Below are 15494 nucleotides of genomic sequence, written 5' to 3' on the forward strand. Positions count from 1 at the left end.
ATCAACTTTTAGAGACGGCTAGTGTTCCGTCTGGCCCCGCTTGGTCCTGCCCAAGGGCTGTGCTGAACGCGCTTGCAACAGCGCCCCGTCTCGCCTCCCGGCGCGATGTTGTAAATCGTTTCATCCAAGGTATTTTGGCCATCGGGAACAGAGGGAATAGTCATGTCCAACAGCGCCTTGCCGCTGGTTATCAGTGCGCCGGAACCACGCACGCTCGACCTGATCTTCACAGCCCGGCAGCTGGGGCGGCTCAAGGCGCATTATCGCATTGTCGAGACGACCGCTGACGGCGTCGCGAAACTGCCGGCCGACGTGCTGGCCGAGGCGCGCTATATCATCGGCCAGCCGCCCATATCGCCCGAAACGCTCGACCGGATGAAGGCGCTGCGCTGCGTCTTCAATGTCGAGACCAACCTCATCAACAACATGCCCTACGAGACCTTGTTCGCGCGCGGCATCCATGTCGTCACCACCGGCCTGGTGTTCGCCGAGCCGGTCGCGGAGCTTGGCCTTGCCATGGCGCTCAACCTCGCCCGCGACATCGTCGATGCCGATCTCGCTTTCCGCCAGGGACAGGAACTGTGGGGCGGCGACGGCAACCAGACGGTGCGGCTCCTGTCCGGCGCCGATGTCGGCATCATCGGTTTCGGCGATCTCGGCCGGGCGCTCAACCGGCTGCTGTCGGGCTTCCGCACCCGCACCAAAGTCTTCGATCCCTGGCTGCCGCCATCGATCCTCATCGACAATGGCGTCGAGCCGGCCTCTCTCGACGAGGTGCTGTCGACCAGCGACTTCATCTTCGTCGTTGCGTCGGTGACCAGCGAGAACCAGGGTTTTCTCGGTGCCGAGGCCTTTGCCGGCATGCGCAAGGGCGCCGCCTTCATCCTGCTCAGCCGCGCCGGCGTGGTGGACTTCCCGGCGCTGATGGCGGCGGTGAAGAGCGGCCACATCGTCGCCGCCAGCGACGTTTTCCCCGAAGAACCGCTGGCACGGGACCATCCGGTGCGCGCCCTGCCCGGCTTCCTGCGCTCGGCGCACCGCGCCGGCGCGCTCGACATCGCCTTCAAGCGCATGGGCGATATGGTGCTGGAGGACATGGACCTGATCGACCGCGGCCTGCCGCCGTTGCGCTCCAAGCGCGCCGAGCGCGAGACGGTTTCGCGCATGCGTTCCAAGCCGGCCGACAGGAATTGAGGCATGGATTTTCGTCCGGTCGACCGACCCTCGACAAGGTCGGCTTGACAAGAACGCGGCCGGCGATGACGCTGCCGCAATCGAACTTTGCGGAGGGAAGCCATGAACATGAAGAAGATCTATGAAAAACCGATGCTGCTCAAACGGCAGAAACTCTCTGCCGTGACGGCGCAGCAAGCCGCTTCAGGAGTGACAGGTCCGACAGGGCCGACAGGCTGACGCCTCGCGGCGTCCAATAAAGGCAGCATTGGACGCGCTGCGGGTCGGCGGCGAAACGGCAGTCGCTCGCAACTTCAGTGTTCATGGCTGCTCTTCGCTCTGCGGGCAACCGCTTCCATAAAAGAGCGCGCGGCAGCGTCACAAGCCGTTCTGGACGGTCCGTTCGCGGACAGCACGACCTCCGCGGCCTTCCGCGACATGCCGTATTTCCGGGCGAAGACCGCAGCGTCGTAAGGTCCGTTTTCGGCTGCCGGTGTCGCGGACGTGATCCTGGCCTTGGTCATTGGCGGGTCCGCCTGAAACTTTCGAGCAACTCGCCTTCATTGCGGCAGCCATTCTGAAACAGCGAAAACACCGTGGCTGCCAGCCGCTGCACGTCCGACTCCCCTGACATGCGGTCAAGTTTGCGCTCCAGGCAGACCCGATCGAAGACGCGCTGGCACAGCTGCAGATCGGAAGGATGGAAACCGGGATTGCGCTTATGAAGGCTCGGCATAAAAAGCCCCTTTCGGAGCAGCGACCACTTCCTTGACGCTGTCGGTCAAAAAATGAAATCGGGCTGAGCAAGAGTCAACATCGGCCTCATCACAGTAAGTATCGTACAATTCTCCCGCCGGTCTGCCCTTCTTTTTTCGAACGGTTCTCAGGCCCAGCGCGACATGGCGCTTTGTCATTAGCCGGCGGATTTTATCGGCCCTCACCATGATCCGGCGCTCTCAAGAAATATGTCGGTTTTGTACCAAGTGGCGCTTGGTACGTTTCCGACACTAACATTCAGGCCGATCTTTTCATATGCGAACGGGCGTTGGGGGGCGCCGTGCTTCGAATTTCATATCGCATTGATATCTTTCTTCGTTCAGAGCCCCTATACACAGGCCATCGTCCGCACGTTTTTACGGGCACGGACGGCTGGGAGATTGGATGGCTCTTGCCCTGCATTGGGCCACGCCATGTCTGATCCCAACAAAAACCATCAATACCGAAACCAACTGCTGCGACGCATGCCTGCGGATGATCTGGCGTTGCTCGAGCCGCACATGCAGCGCTGCGACTTGCCGCTGCGCATGATGCTGGTGACGCCACAGATCCCGATCGGGGCCGTCTACTTCATCGAACAGGGCATCGGTTCGGTGGTCGCCAGCACGGCGAGCGGCCAAGAGGCCGAAGTGGGCTTCATCGGCTTCGAAGGCATGACGGGATACTCCCTGGTGATGGGCGACGACCGTGCGCCGCATGCCTGTTATGTCCAACTCGAAGGCGAGGCGATCCGCATCGAAGCCGGCGCATTCAAGGCAGCATTGGCGGCAAGTGCGACCATGCGCATGTTCCTGCTGCGCTTCATCAACGCTCTACAAACCCAGGCCGGCTGCACCGCGCTCGTCAACGCGCGGCTGAAGCTTGAGGAGCGGCTGGCGCGATGGCTGCTCATGTGCGACGACCGCGTGCCGGGCGAACATCTCGCCATCACGCACGAATTCCTGGCCATCATGCTTGGTGTCAGGCGGCCAGGCGTCACCGTCGCTCTCCAGTTGCTCGAAGGCCGCGCGTTGATCCGCTCACGTCGGGGCGAGATCGTCATTCGTGACCGCGCCGGGCTGCTGGAACTCGCCAATGGCAGTTACGGCGAAGCCGAGGCCGAATATGCAAGGCTGATCGGCGAGATCGGCGCGCCCTGATCAGGAGCGGTCGCCGCCGGCATCCGGCTTGCCCGATGTCGCTTTGCCGGGCGGCGCCGCACCGCCTTCAAATGCGCCTCGGCCAATCGGCCCATCCCTGCCGACCGGCAAGCCGGCATGCTCCAGACTTGCAAGCTTGCACTTCGTCTGCTCGGCCGCCGCTCCGACAAGGCAGTCGATGGTGAACATGGCACCGGCGTGCTCGCTGGCCGCGACCGCCTGGCGGATCTTCGTCAATTGCGCTTGTGTGTAGTCCAGAAGCTCGACCAGGCCGGTATGATCCAAACCGCCCTCCATTGCAGGATGTCGAGAGGCCGATCTGAGGTCGCTCTTGCCACCGAAATACGCCCATTTGCGGGGCTTGCATAGCTGGACTGTCAAAATCGTACAGTCTACGCGCCACGGGATCCTCGCCCTATTGGCCAAAGGTCCATCTTCGCACCCTCGCTACGTCATGCAAGTGTATATAAGCCATCGCTTGAATACTGGTCCGTACGTCTGTCGGGGAGATGTCGTGCCAATCCGCGAGAATCTCGCCGCCAATCTCAGGCGGCTGGTCCAACGCCACGCTTCCGTCAGCGCGGTGTGCCGTGAGCTTGGCATCAACCGCACCCAGTTCGAGCGCTATCTGCAAGGCAAGGCGGTTCCCAACAAAGCCACCGCAAGGCTGATCTGCGACTATTTCAAGATCGACGAGGATGAGCTGTATCGTGAGCCGGCCGCCGCGGCAGCCAAGGGCGACAGCAATGCAACGCTGCGCGAGGCACTGTATGAGAACATGGTGCGGCCGCCGTCGCCCGCCATCGCCGGAGGCACCTATTTCACCTATTTTTCGATCCCCGGCCGACCCGATTTTTTGATGCGCTCGGTCACCTTCGTGCGGCGTGAGGCCGATCTCGTCACCTTCAGGCGGGTAACGCGCTGGGCTCCGGTCGATGGCCAGGGTGGTTCGAGAATGCCCGGCAACCATTACGGCGTGGCGATCTCGCGCCTGAACTGGATCTATTTCACAGGCATCAACCGCCGCCAGACAAGCGAGCCCTCGATCATGACCGTACAGTGGGCTCCCATCTCCGAACCAGTTCTGGTCGGCAGGGCGATCGTCCTCACCGGATCGGGGCCGGCCTTTGTGTCGGTCATCATGCGGCAGGACGTCACCAGGATCAGCATGAGGCGAGCGATGCTGATGGCCCATATCGTCAGTCTCGACGACCCCAGCGTCGATCGGCTGGTGGTCAGTCTTGCACGAGAGACCCGCTAAACTCGCTTTCTACGGGCAAAATCGGGGAAAGTTTCAAGTTTTTCGACTATATTTTTCTTCCTTTCGGGATTTTTGCGCAAAAAATGCCGGAACTTTCACCCAAACCTGTCGTTTTCCAACTGATCGTTGCTTCGACGATCCCAAAGCAACAGGAGGAGTACACCATGAACATCAAGATGATCTGTTTCGGCGCGATGACGCTCTCGATGGTTGCCGGCTCCGCGCTTGCGGCAGGCGACACCGGCACGTCGGCTCTCGACGATCCGGCCAAGATGCAGCCCTTCTACACCGATAGCGGCATGAAGACGATGGTCAGCAACGACGACTTCGTGAAAGCCTGGAAGGCCCTTACGCCGGACGACCAGACCGCGATGATGAAGGCCTGCGAGGACGAGGCGAAGGACGCCACTGCGGCCAACAGCCATCCGGAATTCTGCAGCAGCGTGAAAGCGAACGGCGGCAGCAAGTAGCAATCCAGCGAACCGATTAGAAACAGCCCCTTCGCGGGGCTGTTTTGCGTCTGCCGCAGGGCGCGGCCAAGCCCGCCACGCAACGATCAAGCCCGGCCGGCGCGCCGGCCCATTTCTATTCCTGCTATGTTGCACTGCGACAAAATTGTTTTATGTTGCACTGCGATAAATTTGTTGCATTGCGATATCGGCCTGCCCGGCCGACGTTGCGCAGGGGCTGCGCCTTGCACGAAGGAGCCGTCGTGGCAGCATCGTTCCGGTCGGACATACAAGGATTGCGCGCGCTCGCTGTCGGCGGTGTCGTCGCCTACCATTTCGGCCTCACCGCGCTCCCCGGCGGCTTTGCCGGCGTCGACATCTTCTTCGTCATCTCGGGCTGGCTGATAACAACCCACCTCATGCAGGAGATCGGCGAGACCGGCCGGCTCGACCTTTGGCGCTTCTATGCCAGGCGCGCGCGGCGGCTTCTGCCGGCAGCTTTGTTCGTCATCCTGGTTACGCTGGCCGCCGGCTACTTCATCCTGGCGCCGCAGGAGCAGGCGCTCTATTCGCGCGGCGCCATGTTCGCCTCCGCCTATGCCATCAATCTGTGGCTGCTGCGCTGGTCGTTCGACTATTTCGCCGCCGACGCCACCAGCAATCCCTTCATCCACTTCTGGTCGTTGTCGGTGGAGGAGCAGTTCTATCTGGCCTGGCCGGCGCTGCTTCTGCTGGCCGCCTGGCTGCGGCCGGGCCGGCGAACGGCCGCAGCCGTGATAGGCGTTGCCGGCCTTGCCTCCTTCGCTGCCTGCCAGTGGCTGACCAGCGCGGCGCCGGCCTGGGCCTTCTATTTCTCGCCGCTGCGCGCCTGGGAGTTCGCTGCCGGCGGCCTGGCGACGCTGGTCCCCATGGCTTTGCTGCAGCACCGCATCTGGCTGCGGGCCGCACTTGGCTGGCTCGGCCTGGCGCTGATCGCGACGGCCTATCTCCTGTTGAGCGAGGACCTGCCCTTCCCCGGCTGGTACGCGTTGCTGCCGGTAGCGGGCACCGTGCTGGTGCTGCTGAGCGGCGTCGGCGGGCCGCAGACCAATAGACGGACCGGCTGGCAAGCCCTTGGCCCGGCTACCGCTTTGTCCCTGCCGCCCTTGCAATGGATCGGCACGCTCTCCTATTCGCTCTATCTCTGGCATTGGCCGGTCATCGTCTATGCCGGGATGCTGGCGCCGGACCTTTCCGTGCCGCAGCGCCTTGGCTGTGGCGTGCTGGCGCTCGCGCTGTCGGTGCTCACCTATCATTTGATCGAAGACCCGGCGCGGCGCGGCGCCTGGATGGCGGTGGGCGCCCGCGCCTTTCCCAGGGTCATTCCAGACGCAAAACCGCTTCGCGCTTTTCCCGGCCTTGTGCTGGTTCCCGCGCTGATGCTGACCGGCACCGGCGTGGCGGTCGCCTATGCCAATGCGCATCTGGCCCAGCACAATATCGGCCCCGAGCAGCGCGGCATCGAGCAGGCGGTCGAAAGACCTTCCATCGCGCGGGCCGTCGACAAGAACTGCCTGGCCGACTTCCAAACGGTGACGCCGAAACCCTGCATGTTCGGCCCGGCCGATGCCACCCGCACCATCGTGCTGTTCGGCGATTCGCACGCCGACCAGTGGTCGACGCCGCTGATCGAAGCGGCCAAGCGCAACGACACAAAGGTGGTTACCTACCTCAAATCATCGTGCCGCGCCTCGCGGCTCTCCACCTTCAACACGGTGCTGAAGCGCGACTACACCGAATGCGACGCCTGGCGCGAGCAGGCCATATCAGAGATCATCCGCCGCAAGCCGCGCCTGGTGGTGATCTCCGAATTTTCCATCGGCAATCTGACCCGCGACCTGCCCGCCGCCGAACGCACCGCCGAAGTAACGCGCTGGCAGGCCGGCCTGCGTTCGACCTTGCAGGCCTTCAGCCGGGCCGGTGTCGAGACGGCTGTTATCCGCGACACGCCGATCAACGCCAGCTTCGCCGGCTCCTGCGTGGCGCGCACCCTGTGGTGGCGCGAAGCCCCCTCGCCGCACTGCGATACGCCAAGGGCGGACGCCGCCAACGACAGCACCGCCGCCGCCGAGCGCGCCGTGGTGACCAGCGTACCCGACACCCGCTACATCGACCTCACCAACCAATTCTGCGGCCCGACCACCTGCCACGTCGTCATATCAGGCAAGCTGGCGTTTCGTGACAGGCACCACCTGGCGACGAGCTTTGCCGAGACACTGGCGGGGCCATTGGAGAGGGCCTTGTTTTAGGCGCTGCGCCCCGGGTCCATTGTTCATCACATCTTACGAATCTGCGGAACGGGGCCGTAGCTCGGGGGTTATATTAGCTCAACCTTGAAAAGGAGGCAGCTATGAAGAAGCTCCTGCTTATTTCAGTTATCGCCCTTGCTTCGGCGGCGGCGATGATTGCCCCCGCGGATGCCCGCAGCCGTATCACTATCGGCATTGGCGGCTACGCAGATGACTATTACGGCGACGACTACTACGATGGTTACGACTATGGCGATCGCTACGTCTATCGTGATCGCTACGTCCATCGCCCCTATTATCAGTATGACGTCTACGACAATGACTACGGACCGCGTTATTTCCACAACCGCCACCATTGCCGCATCAAGCTGATCAAGCACTGGCGCCATCACCACAGGATTATCGAAAAAATCCGCGTCTGCAGATGACTTGATCATTTGGTACGGGTCCGGCCGGCATCGCCGGCCGGATCCATTTCACCATCACCGTCTCATCATCATCCCGTAATGCACCGCCAACAAATCCAATCCCACCTTCAGCAGCTTCGTCACCACGTTCCGGCCTTCGCCGGTCTGCTCGGACAAGCGCTTGAGCGAACCGTCCGCGCAGCAGACTTGTCGCACCACGGCCGCCACCTCCCAATGGCCCAGCGCTCTTGTGGCGGCGGCATGTGCGCGGCCGGCGTCGAGAACGCTGTCGGCGATGCCGCCGCCCTCGCGGCCGCCGTCGACGCGCTCGCTCCAGCGCATCGGCTTGACATCAGCCTGCTGGCTGCAGCGGAAATCCTCGCGGTAGCGCAGGCCTGCCTCGCGCTGCTGGCGCGACAGCGAGGTGATGCCGATAAGCGCATCGATGGCGCGCACCCGCACGATGCCGCCGGTGGCGGCGTGGCCGTCATTCGACACTTCGTAGACACGGGCAGCCTCCAGCGTGCCCGCCGCCAGCCGCTTGCGGCCGAAGGCGTCATCCCTGAGCGCGAAATCATGGCCGATCTCGCGGCGTATGCGCACCTGCTCGGCCTCGCCCTTCGGCAATTTCGGCGCCTGCGGTTTTGCGGGTATGGTCTTTTTGCTCATGGAAGGCTCCTGGTTGGCTTGGGATGATGGAGGACGGCAAAGCGGCGATCCTTCGCGCTGTTGGGCATCTCCCCACATGGTCGGCAGGGCGGAGAGGGCCGCCGTTCGGTTGGCCTTCGTTGAACCGAAGGTCTCACCTCATCGCCGCTGCGCCAGCATCCTTGCCGACCGGCATCCAGGCCGATGGAACCGGCGCGAGCTTTTCGACGTTATGTCGCGTCCATGCCAAGGGGAGGTTCGCCGATGACAGCCTTCATGCCGGTTACCGTGCGCTTTTGCGATAATAAAACCATGCTGGTCAGTTCGGTGGCCGGGGCCGCCGAGGCACTGCGTCACCAATGGCCCGACAAGACAGCACCGGGCTTTGTCGAGGCTTCGCGGCTGGTTGCGCTCGCCGTCGACGGCATCTGCTGCCAGCGCATCGCGTTCGACGCCTTCACCAGGGCGGCCAAGCAACAGAACATACTGGTGGCCAGGCCCAAAAGCCGCGCCCATGACTGGCTGGATGCGGTGGCCAGCCCGTGAGGATCGCACGCCGGCCGAAAATTGATGCAACCGGCCGCCAGCGGGGTGCGTTTATGGATGCGGTAGACAGAGCCGCGCGCAAAGCGAAGGTGAACGCCGTGGGTACGATGAAAACCGGAGTGCCGCTCAAAGTGCGGGTGGAGGATGAGATCGAAGAGATTGACAGCGTCAGCGAAGCCGCGGATTTTCTGCAGCGCTGGCCGCTTGAGCGACGCGGCCATGTCTACCGCAGTGCGCTGAACGCCTGCAGCGCGGCGATCGCCGCGCAGATTTCCGAACCCGACGCCATGAAGGTGTTTACCGGCTTTGCCCGGGTGACCGGCATATTGGTCGACGAGGGCAACCCGGCCATGGCGATGGACGCAAGGAGCATGCAGAGCCGCACCCCCAAGCAAGGCCGGCAAATGCCGAAGTAAGGTTCTGGCGATTTTGCTCCGGGCTTGATTCATCTCAGATCCTCCACCTTTGTGCGGCGAGGCAGCCCCCTCACCCAGCCTCCGCTTCGCTCGCCTGACCATTCCGGGGCGAGCCACGTGTCTCGTCCGTCCTTCGGACCCCCGAGGGGAGAGGAGACTTGCACCGTCGGGTGCCCTCCTCTTCTCCCCAGCGGGGAGAAGGTGGCCGAAGGGCCGGATGAGAGGCTGGCGCAGCAATGGGAGAGCGTGCTCATCCCGCCACAAATACGCGGCGCTGGAAGCGCGCCTGATGGTAGGTGCAATAGCTTTTCAGCGCCGTGGTGCGCATGCCGCAGCACAGCATGTCGGCGCCCGGCCGGCTGCCTGGCGCATCGTTTTCAGAATCCTCCTCCACCGTCAGATTCAGCGGCGCGCGGCAGCGTGAAAACAGGCAATCGATGAAGCGCATCGCCACGCCATGCGGCTGCCGGCCGATGGCCGCGCGCGGCGGCGCCGGCACCTCCAGACGATAGGCTACGCCGTCGGCGATCAGCACGCCCGCCTCGCGCACGAACGAATGGGAGCGCCTGGGCCGGGCCACTTCACGCGCATGGATGTCCTTGGCGGCAAGCACGCCATGCATCTTGCCGACGGCAGGCGTCGCATTCGCCGACATGCCATCGGCCCGCTTGCTTCCAGCGCGCTTGCCCCCGGCCTGTCTGGCTCGCGGCGGCGGCCCCTTGCCATTGGCAAAGCCGATCGCGCCCAGCATGGCGTTACGATGCACGATGCCGATGATGGCGTCGCGCGACACCGGACTGCCACGCAGCGCGCTGAACGCGACTGCGATCCTGGAGGCTGAAAGCCCGTCCTTCAGCCAGCGGCCGATCTCGTGCAATTCCGCGTCGCTATAGCTTGCCATATCCAGTTCCATCCAAAGGTCGGCCGCGCGCCGTCGGGCAGCGTCAAGGTTCCACCCGGTTGGCCGGGCCGCAGTCAGGTTGTTTTTCAAGAGCCGGCCGTCAGCCGGCCAGCCTCAGCCGGATTGGGCCGATTTCCCGCCGGCAAGGTGCAAAAGCCGCGCCTCGGCCGTGTTTCTGTCCAGGGCGGAAACCGCCCTGCCCGTTAGCCTGTCGAACAGGATGACGGTGCCGTCCTCGGTGCGGATGCAGGATCGGCCAGCCGAAAAAACAGCGCCGGCGCCATGCCGGCCGAATTGGGGACCGGAGCCGCTGGGAGCGGCGGCTCCGGCCGTTCCGGTCGCCGGAGACAGGCGGACCGGACCCGAGGCTGGTGCAGTCAAGCACTGAGCCTCGGGCTTCATCCCGGCCGGGGAGGAGGACGGCCGGGGCGGAAGGGAATGGGCGGCGGTTGTGACCGCCGGATGGGCCTCGCGTGAGGCCGGCGACTCGGCGCCATCAAAGCTGGACAGGTTTTGCATGACCAGATATAAGCATAACTTAAAAATATATGCAAGCCATTCTTTCATAGACGAGAGCCGCTTTCATCGCTCACATGGGTGCCATGGCAAAAACGGAACTGTCGATCAAGGTCGGGGCGGCAATCCGCAAGGCGCGCAAGCAGCGCGGCCTGGTCATGCGCCACATTGCCGAGCACAACGACACCGATGTCGCCGCCGTCGGCAACTGGGAAACCGGCCGCAATCTGCCCAAGACCGAGAACCTCCTGAAGACCGCCGCCTTCCTGCGCGTCGACCCGGTGGCGCTGGGCCAAGGGCAGGTCGTGTTTCTCGACGATGCCGGACCGGTCGCCGACGCGGAGATCGTCACCGATGCTGGCCCGCTGCCCGCCGGTTCGATGAATATCGAGGTGCTGGGCGCGGCCGTCGGCGGCGACGACGGCGATTTCACCTTCAACGGCGAGCCCGCAGGCTACGTCCAGCGCCCGCCGGGGGTGCGCAACCTGCCGAAGGTGTTCGCCCTGCACGTGCTCTCGGATTCCATGGTGCCGCGTTACGAGCCCGGCGACCTGATCTATTGCGGCGGCCGCGACGCGGTGCCCGGCGACCACGTGGTGATCGAGACCTTCCCCGAAGAAAACGAGCGCAACGGCAAGGCCTTCATCAAGAAGCTGGTCAAACGCACGGCGGGCGAGTTGGTGGTCGAGCAATACAATCCGCCGAAGACGCTGACCTTCAACCGCTACGCGATAAAGCACGTCTGGCGGGTGATTCCGCTGAAGGAATTGCTGGGGTATTGAGGACGGGGCACTCTTCCTTCTCCCACAGGGGGAGAAGGAAGAATCAGTGCTGGTACCCTCCCTTCGACAAAACTCAAGCCCGCCTCGCTCCCTCCAGCGGCACCTCGCGATCGCTCAGCATCTGCGCTTCGCTACGCACGCGCTGGCGCTCGTCGATAAAGGCCGCCTGGATCGTAACGGTCGCCCCCGGCAGTCCGTCGGCACGGCAGGCCGCGCAGACGATGCGGCCCGACAGAGCGGCAAGCGGCGTGTTCCCCGTCACGCCGAACCGCTTCAGCTGATCGGGCCGCCACCAACGGTTGCGGCCGCAATCCGCGCACTCGACCGAGATCGAGGCGACATGCGCGATTGTTGGTTCCCTGCCCGGCAATGCCATCGCCCCTGCCTCGTCTTTGTTCCTGATTTGTTCGCATATTCCTGTGTTTTGCGCCGGGAGTCGAGTCGCAGCTTTCAAACTTTCCCAGAAGTTTTTCTTCTAGAGTAATTTGAGTTATGCTTTCACACTGGATATGCAAATGTGAGTCGGAGCACGAACCCGCCCACTGCATCAGACCCGGGAGCGATAATGGACGCCCTTGCCGCCGATTTTGCCCGTTCCTGCGGTTACGCCGGCGACAGCCTGGCCCTGCTTGAAGCCTTCGAAGCTATCCGCCGCAACGGCATCGCCCACGCCCGTCAGGATCACGTCAGGCGCAAGGCGGTGATCGACGAGTTGAAACCGTCGGAGGCGCTGTTCCTGGCCGCGATCGGCCCGGCGCTCTCGGCGGGAGAGGCCATCGAGGACGCCTCCCGCTTCATAGCCTGCTGGCGCAACATACCGCGCTGGCGCCAGGAGCGGCGCCTGCCCGACCTGATCAGGGCCAAGCATCAGCGGCTCGTGGCGCGCTTCTTTCGACGGTACGGCCATTTTCTGTGGGCGCGCGAAGCAGCGTGAGGGCTGGACCAGCCATTTGCGGGTTCCATCAGCAATTTTTTCTTTCTAGACTGCGCAGGGGTGGCTGATCGTCGACGTGCATAGTTTGGAATGTTCAAGACTGCCCGCTCAAAATTTCAAACCTGGATAACGGCCGGCGCGGGAACCATCGCCGCCCTGTTCGTCGCCGGCCTGATGGGCGCGTTCGGCGCCCTGCCCGCCCACGCCCCGCCGCAATTGCCGCCCGATGCCGCCATCGATGCCGGGCGTTGGCATCTCAAGCCGGTGCGTGCCTATGTCAGCCGCGCCAAGGTCTATGGCGTGCCGCTGAAACCAGGCCAGAAGGCGCTGGTGCTGGAGGTCGACCTGACCAATCGCACGGCGCAATCCGACAAGGCCTATTTCAACGTCTTCAAACCGGACGGGATCGACCTGCCCGATCCCATGCCGATGATCGCGCTGACCCGCGATCAGACGCTGACGCCGGAACTGCATCCCGGCATGACCGAGCGCATGGCCTATGTCTGGCTCCTTGCCGGTGACGCCATCGTGCCGGCCACCCTAAGCTTCGGCATTACCGCCGAAATCTTCAAGCCGCGCGACAATCTCTACGGCACGCCGGGCTGGTTCAATCCTTATCGACTCGGCACCGTCACCTTGCCGGTCGCCGACCTGCCCGAGAGCGGCTCATGAAAATCCGGGCCATCGGCAATCTCCTGATCTTTTGCGCGACCGTGGCGCTGAGCTACGGCATGCAGGTGTCGAAGCCGCATTATACCGAGCTCACCGCGCCGATCCCGATCGATGGCGCCATGCACGACACGGTGCGGGCGCGCAGCTTCGATGTCCGCCTCGACAAGGTGGTCTTTGCCCGCACGCTGAAGACCGATCAGTTCGGCCAGGAGAAGCTGCTGACCACCAGCGGCCTGTGGGCGGTGGCGACGACCGATCTCTCCGCCATCAGCACCTCCACCACGGTCGCCGACGGCACCTGGCAAGGCCCGACCGGCCTGCGCTACCGCCAGACGGAGCGGCTCAGCTATCGCCAGGACATGCCGCCGCACGCGATCGACCCAGGGCTGGGGAGAAGCGGCCTGTTCGTCTTCGAGGTGCCGGCCGACCAGATCCGAGGCGCCAGCCTCTTAATCGCCGCGCGCCAGTTCGGCCCGCTTGACGCCCAGGCCCGCCTCAGCCTCGATGCCGTTCCGACCGACGCCGACGGCCAGCCGGCGGATATCTTGCCGCTATACGATCTCGACGCCCCTGCACCGCCGCGGGGCCAGATACCGCAGGGCAAGACATGAGCGCGGTTTCAACCGACCCAGCCGGCGGTGGCGAGAAAAAATGGCGACGGCGCGGTCTTGCCGCGCTCGCTATCCTGCTGCCGCTGACGCTGGCCGAGACCAGCTATGACAGCGTCCGTGAATGGCTGCACGGCGACGACCTCATCGCCAGGGATGTCGAGTTCGGCCAGTCCGTGCCGTTCGGCGGCAGTGACTGGCGGCTGGCCGATTTGCGCGGGGGCAAGGCCGGCCGCTTGCCCGACCGCGCCTTCGCCGTCATCGCCACCTTTGCGGTAACGGTTGGAGACCCCGATCTGCAAAAACAGTGGCTGGGCTGCAAATTGATGCTGACCGATGCCGCTGGCCGCCGCTGGCTGCCCGACTTCATCTCCGGCGTCAGCCTGCCGGACGGCGTGATGAACTGCACCTCGGCGATCTTCTCCGGCGCCAAGAAGGGCGAAATCATCACCGTGGGCGAAACCTTCATCGTGCCCGAGGATGCCATCAAGACCATCCGCCCGGCTGTCGGATTGGGCAGCGAGCGGCCGTGGTTCCTGCGCTTTCAGAGGCCGCCGAAGTGAGCGTCCTTCTCCCCGTAAACGGAGAGAATTCACTTCCCCGCCCCCTTCACCATCGAAGACGCTGTCTCCAGCACGGCGGCGAGAAAGCATATGCGCAGCGGCTCGATCAGGATGCCGGTGGAGGAATCCTGGAACGGGCTGCCGAACAGCAGCGTCACGCCATGCGAAAAAATCTGCCAGACGTTGAGCTCGTGCGGACCGATCAGCCGCGTCGTGCCCAGCCATAGCCAGGCAGCGCCCCAGTCGAGCAAGCGGTAGCCGACGACCAGCGTGCACAAAAGCACCAGACTGGAGCTGACTGTCAGCCGAACCCCGTTGGCGATCGGCAGATAGCGCGAGCGGTAACCGGCGATGAAATGCTCGACGAAATCACGCAGGAATTTCGGCAGGCTGGCATAGCGCCGGCCGGCGCGCTCCATCCGGCCGTGCACGCGCATCAGGGCGGCATCGTCGCGCACGTCATAGCCGTAGATCAGCGCCGCCATCACCAGCCAGATCAGCGGCAGGAGCATGAAGAAGAATAGGTTGACGGCAACCGTCGATGGCGCGATCGACTCGACCGGCACCATGGGGGCGGCCGAGGCCATCGGCACCGGGTTCGCCAGCCCGTCCACCGAGGCCTGCAGGGCCGACCAGAAATTGCGGCTCATCAGCCATTGCAGCGCCGAGTCCTTCCAGCGGCTGATCACATAGAGGCCAACGAAGATCCAGTTGGTCTCGCAGATCACCACGACGATCTGCCAGAACGAGGCGGCTTTCGTTTTCGTCTGCATGAATTTGGCCAGCCGGCGGATCAGCCAGGACACCGCCACCGAGACCAGCAGCCAGCGCGAATCGAGCACGTCGAGCACATCGGCGCTCTGGCCGAAATCGGCCTGGTCGAGCGTGGCGCGCGAATATTGGCGAACGATGTCGCCCAGAAATCCCCAGGCCGCGTAATAGGCGAAGAACGGCAGCAGCGCGATGATGATCATCCGCACCAGCCGCGAGCCGTGCCGGTCCACAGCACCCGGCTCCTTGACGGCTTGCGCCTCGGTGGTTGCGGCCTTGTCCGCGCTGCGCTGCGCGGCCAGCACATGCGGCAGGCCGGGGCGCAACACATGGAACATCGCCACCGTCACCACCAGCTGCGCCAGCGCCACCAGCGTCAGCATCGCCAGCCCGGCGAAGTGATTGGCCAGCGCCACCTTCGCCGCGAGCTGCATGAGGAGATCGCCGACCAGCACGCCGGCCAGCACGAGTGCCACGAGTTGCGGCCAGAACCGCAGCAGCAGCGAAAAACTCAAGGTGATCGGTCTGATGATATCGGCAAACATGAGGTTCTCTCACGATGCCACCCGCCCCAAGTCTTTCTAGCAAAGCATGGTTGTTTTGCAAGGAATGGGGTGGGGTCTCCTGCCAGGGCAGAGGGGGT

The 15494-nt window shown here is 63.8% G+C and carries 21 protein-coding genes; 14 read left to right on the forward strand and 7 right to left on the reverse strand.

What is annotated here, in order from left to right:
* Positions 1-162: 162 nt before the first annotated feature.
* Positions 163-1194, forward strand: coding sequence for a hydroxyacid dehydrogenase (locus tag NKH52_RS24530; protein ID WP_352734450.1), 1032 nt, complete (start codon positions 163-165; stop codon positions 1192-1194).
* Between the two features lie 102 nt (positions 1195-1296).
* Positions 1297-1413, forward strand: a complete 117-nt coding sequence (locus tag NKH52_RS24535) for a hypothetical protein (protein ID WP_023813303.1) — start codon at positions 1297-1299, stop codon at positions 1411-1413.
* Positions 1414-1693: 280 nt separating this feature from the next.
* On the opposite strand, the gene NKH52_RS24540 is transcribed toward NKH52_RS24535, so the two are convergent.
* Positions 1694-1909: a hypothetical protein gene (locus NKH52_RS24540; RefSeq protein ID WP_352734452.1), complete on the reverse strand. Its 216-nt coding sequence runs from the start codon at positions 1907-1909 to the stop codon at positions 1694-1696.
* Positions 1910-2363: 454 nt separating this feature from the next.
* Here NKH52_RS24540 and NKH52_RS24545 point away from each other — a divergent pair, with 454 nt between their 5' ends.
* Positions 2364-3089, forward strand: a complete 726-nt coding sequence (locus tag NKH52_RS24545; protein ID WP_352734454.1) for a Crp/Fnr family transcriptional regulator — start codon at positions 2364-2366, stop codon at positions 3087-3089.
* Here NKH52_RS24545 and NKH52_RS24550 read toward each other — a convergent pair whose 3' ends face one another.
* The gene (locus NKH52_RS24550) at positions 3090-3374 is read right to left on the reverse strand and encodes a hypothetical protein (protein ID WP_081734951.1); all 285 of its coding nucleotides are present in this window, start codon (positions 3372-3374) and stop codon (positions 3090-3092) included.
* Between the two features lie 229 nt (positions 3375-3603).
* Between NKH52_RS24550 and NKH52_RS24555 the strand changes: the two genes are divergently transcribed.
* The 4 genes from NKH52_RS24555 (at position 3604) to NKH52_RS24570 (ending at position 7515) form a co-directional block, all read left to right on the forward strand.
* Positions 3604-4350, forward strand: coding sequence for a helix-turn-helix domain-containing protein (locus tag NKH52_RS24555; protein ID WP_352611054.1), 747 nt, complete (start codon positions 3604-3606; stop codon positions 4348-4350).
* Positions 4351-4514: 164 nt separating this feature from the next.
* Positions 4515-4820, forward strand: a complete 306-nt coding sequence (locus NKH52_RS24560) for a hypothetical protein (RefSeq protein ID WP_023813297.1) — start codon at positions 4515-4517, stop codon at positions 4818-4820.
* Positions 4821-5062: 242 nt separating this feature from the next.
* Entirely contained in the window at positions 5063-7087 is a 2025-nt protein-coding gene (locus NKH52_RS24565) for an acyltransferase family protein (RefSeq protein ID WP_352734457.1), read from the forward strand.
* Between the two features lie 101 nt (positions 7088-7188).
* Positions 7189-7515: a hypothetical protein gene (locus NKH52_RS24570; protein ID WP_352734459.1), complete on the forward strand. Its 327-nt coding sequence runs from the start codon at positions 7189-7191 to the stop codon at positions 7513-7515.
* 54 nt (positions 7516-7569) lie between these two features.
* Here the strand turns inward: NKH52_RS24570 and NKH52_RS24575 are convergent, their stop codons facing one another.
* Positions 7570-8163, reverse strand: coding sequence for a DUF6456 domain-containing protein (locus NKH52_RS24575; RefSeq protein ID WP_352734461.1), 594 nt, complete (start codon positions 8161-8163; stop codon positions 7570-7572).
* Positions 8164-8406: 243 nt separating this feature from the next.
* Between NKH52_RS24575 and NKH52_RS24580 the strand changes: the two genes are divergently transcribed.
* The gene (locus tag NKH52_RS24580; protein WP_127296282.1) at positions 8407-8688 is read left to right on the forward strand and encodes a DUF982 domain-containing protein; all 282 of its coding nucleotides are present in this window, start codon (positions 8407-8409) and stop codon (positions 8686-8688) included.
* A gap of 53 nt (positions 8689-8741) precedes the next feature.
* Positions 8742-9104, forward strand: coding sequence for a DUF982 domain-containing protein (locus NKH52_RS24585; protein ID WP_127296283.1), 363 nt, complete (start codon positions 8742-8744; stop codon positions 9102-9104).
* A gap of 250 nt (positions 9105-9354) precedes the next feature.
* Here the strand turns inward: NKH52_RS24585 and NKH52_RS24590 are convergent, their stop codons facing one another.
* Together NKH52_RS24590 and NKH52_RS24595 are read right to left on the reverse strand one after the other, a co-directional pair.
* The gene (locus NKH52_RS24590) at positions 9355-10005 is read right to left on the reverse strand and encodes a GcrA cell cycle regulator (RefSeq protein ID WP_127296284.1); all 651 of its coding nucleotides are present in this window, start codon (positions 10003-10005) and stop codon (positions 9355-9357) included.
* A gap of 114 nt (positions 10006-10119) precedes the next feature.
* Complete coding sequence (locus NKH52_RS24595) at positions 10120-10386, reverse strand: hypothetical protein (RefSeq protein ID WP_245490472.1); 267 nt, start codon at positions 10384-10386, stop codon at positions 10120-10122.
* A gap of 212 nt (positions 10387-10598) precedes the next feature.
* Here NKH52_RS24595 and NKH52_RS24600 point away from each other — a divergent pair, with 212 nt between their 5' ends.
* Positions 10599-11303, forward strand: coding sequence for an XRE family transcriptional regulator (locus NKH52_RS24600; protein ID WP_352734464.1), 705 nt, complete (start codon positions 10599-10601; stop codon positions 11301-11303).
* 73 nt (positions 11304-11376) lie between these two features.
* Here NKH52_RS24600 and NKH52_RS24605 read toward each other — a convergent pair whose 3' ends face one another.
* Entirely contained in the window at positions 11377-11679 is a 303-nt protein-coding gene (locus tag NKH52_RS24605) for a hypothetical protein (protein ID WP_127268738.1), read from the reverse strand.
* 189 nt (positions 11680-11868) lie between these two features.
* Between NKH52_RS24605 and NKH52_RS24610 the strand changes: the two genes are divergently transcribed.
* From NKH52_RS24610 to NKH52_RS24625, 4 genes are all read left to right on the forward strand, one after another.
* Positions 11869-12237 (forward strand): hypothetical protein, encoded by a 369-nt coding sequence (locus tag NKH52_RS24610; protein ID WP_352734466.1) that lies wholly within the window; start codon positions 11869-11871, stop codon positions 12235-12237.
* 90 nt (positions 12238-12327) lie between these two features.
* Positions 12328-12909 carry a hypothetical protein gene (locus tag NKH52_RS24615; RefSeq protein WP_352734468.1) on the forward strand — a complete coding sequence of 194 codons (582 nt, stop codon included), beginning with the start codon at positions 12328-12330 and terminating at the stop codon, positions 12907-12909.
* Positions 12906-13520, forward strand: coding sequence for a hypothetical protein (locus NKH52_RS24620; protein ID WP_352734470.1), 615 nt, complete (start codon positions 12906-12908; stop codon positions 13518-13520). Before NKH52_RS24615 ends, NKH52_RS24620 begins: the two co-directional genes overlap by 4 nt.
* Positions 13517-14080: a hypothetical protein gene (locus NKH52_RS24625; protein WP_352734472.1), complete on the forward strand. Its 564-nt coding sequence runs from the start codon at positions 13517-13519 to the stop codon at positions 14078-14080. The genes NKH52_RS24620 and NKH52_RS24625 overlap by 4 nt, the downstream gene beginning before the upstream one ends.
* 29 nt (positions 14081-14109) lie before the next feature.
* Here NKH52_RS24625 and NKH52_RS24630 read toward each other — a convergent pair whose 3' ends face one another.
* A complete protein-coding gene (locus NKH52_RS24630; protein ID WP_352734474.1) occupies positions 14110-15396 on the reverse strand; it encodes a hypothetical protein in 1287 nt (428 codons plus the stop codon).
* Positions 15397-15494: the final 98 nt, after the last annotated feature.

This window comes from Mesorhizobium sp. M1066 (assembly GCF_040318635.1).
Taxonomy (GTDB): Bacteria; Pseudomonadota; Alphaproteobacteria; order Rhizobiales; family Rhizobiaceae; genus Mesorhizobium.

Coding starts and splice junctions, on each gene's coding strand:
- NKH52_RS24615 (WP_352734468.1), top strand. CDS start 12,328: ATGTTCAAGACTGCCCGCTCAAAATTTCAAACCTGGATAACGGCCGGC.
- NKH52_RS24560 (WP_023813297.1), top strand. CDS start 4,515: ATGAACATCAAGATGATCTGTTTCGGCGCGATGACGCTCTCGATGGTT.
- NKH52_RS24545 (WP_352734454.1), top strand. CDS start 2,364: ATGTCTGATCCCAACAAAAACCATCAATACCGAAACCAACTGCTGCGA.
- NKH52_RS24625 (WP_352734472.1), top strand. CDS start 13,517: ATGAGCGCGGTTTCAACCGACCCAGCCGGCGGTGGCGAGAAAAAATGG.
- NKH52_RS24535 (WP_023813303.1), top strand. CDS start 1,297: ATGAACATGAAGAAGATCTATGAAAAACCGATGCTGCTCAAACGGCAG.
- NKH52_RS24585 (WP_127296283.1), top strand. CDS start 8,742: ATGGATGCGGTAGACAGAGCCGCGCGCAAAGCGAAGGTGAACGCCGTG.
- NKH52_RS24580 (WP_127296282.1), top strand. CDS start 8,407: ATGACAGCCTTCATGCCGGTTACCGTGCGCTTTTGCGATAATAAAACC.
- NKH52_RS24630 (WP_352734474.1), bottom strand. CDS start 15,396: ATGTTTGCCGATATCATCAGACCGATCACCTTGAGTTTTTCGCTGCTG.
- NKH52_RS24590 (WP_127296284.1), bottom strand. CDS start 10,005: ATGGCAAGCTATAGCGACGCGGAATTGCACGAGATCGGCCGCTGGCTG.
- NKH52_RS24605 (WP_127268738.1), bottom strand. CDS start 11,679: ATGGCATTGCCGGGCAGGGAACCAACAATCGCGCATGTCGCCTCGATC.
- NKH52_RS24610 (WP_352734466.1), top strand. CDS start 11,869: ATGGACGCCCTTGCCGCCGATTTTGCCCGTTCCTGCGGTTACGCCGGC.
- NKH52_RS24570 (WP_352734459.1), top strand. CDS start 7,189: ATGAAGAAGCTCCTGCTTATTTCAGTTATCGCCCTTGCTTCGGCGGCG.
- NKH52_RS24600 (WP_352734464.1), top strand. CDS start 10,599: ATGGGTGCCATGGCAAAAACGGAACTGTCGATCAAGGTCGGGGCGGCA.
- NKH52_RS24540 (WP_352734452.1), bottom strand. CDS start 1,909: ATGCCGAGCCTTCATAAGCGCAATCCCGGTTTCCATCCTTCCGATCTG.
- NKH52_RS24530 (WP_352734450.1), top strand. CDS start 163: ATGTCCAACAGCGCCTTGCCGCTGGTTATCAGTGCGCCGGAACCACGC.
- NKH52_RS24620 (WP_352734470.1), top strand. CDS start 12,906: ATGAAAATCCGGGCCATCGGCAATCTCCTGATCTTTTGCGCGACCGTG.
- NKH52_RS24575 (WP_352734461.1), bottom strand. CDS start 8,163: ATGAGCAAAAAGACCATACCCGCAAAACCGCAGGCGCCGAAATTGCCG.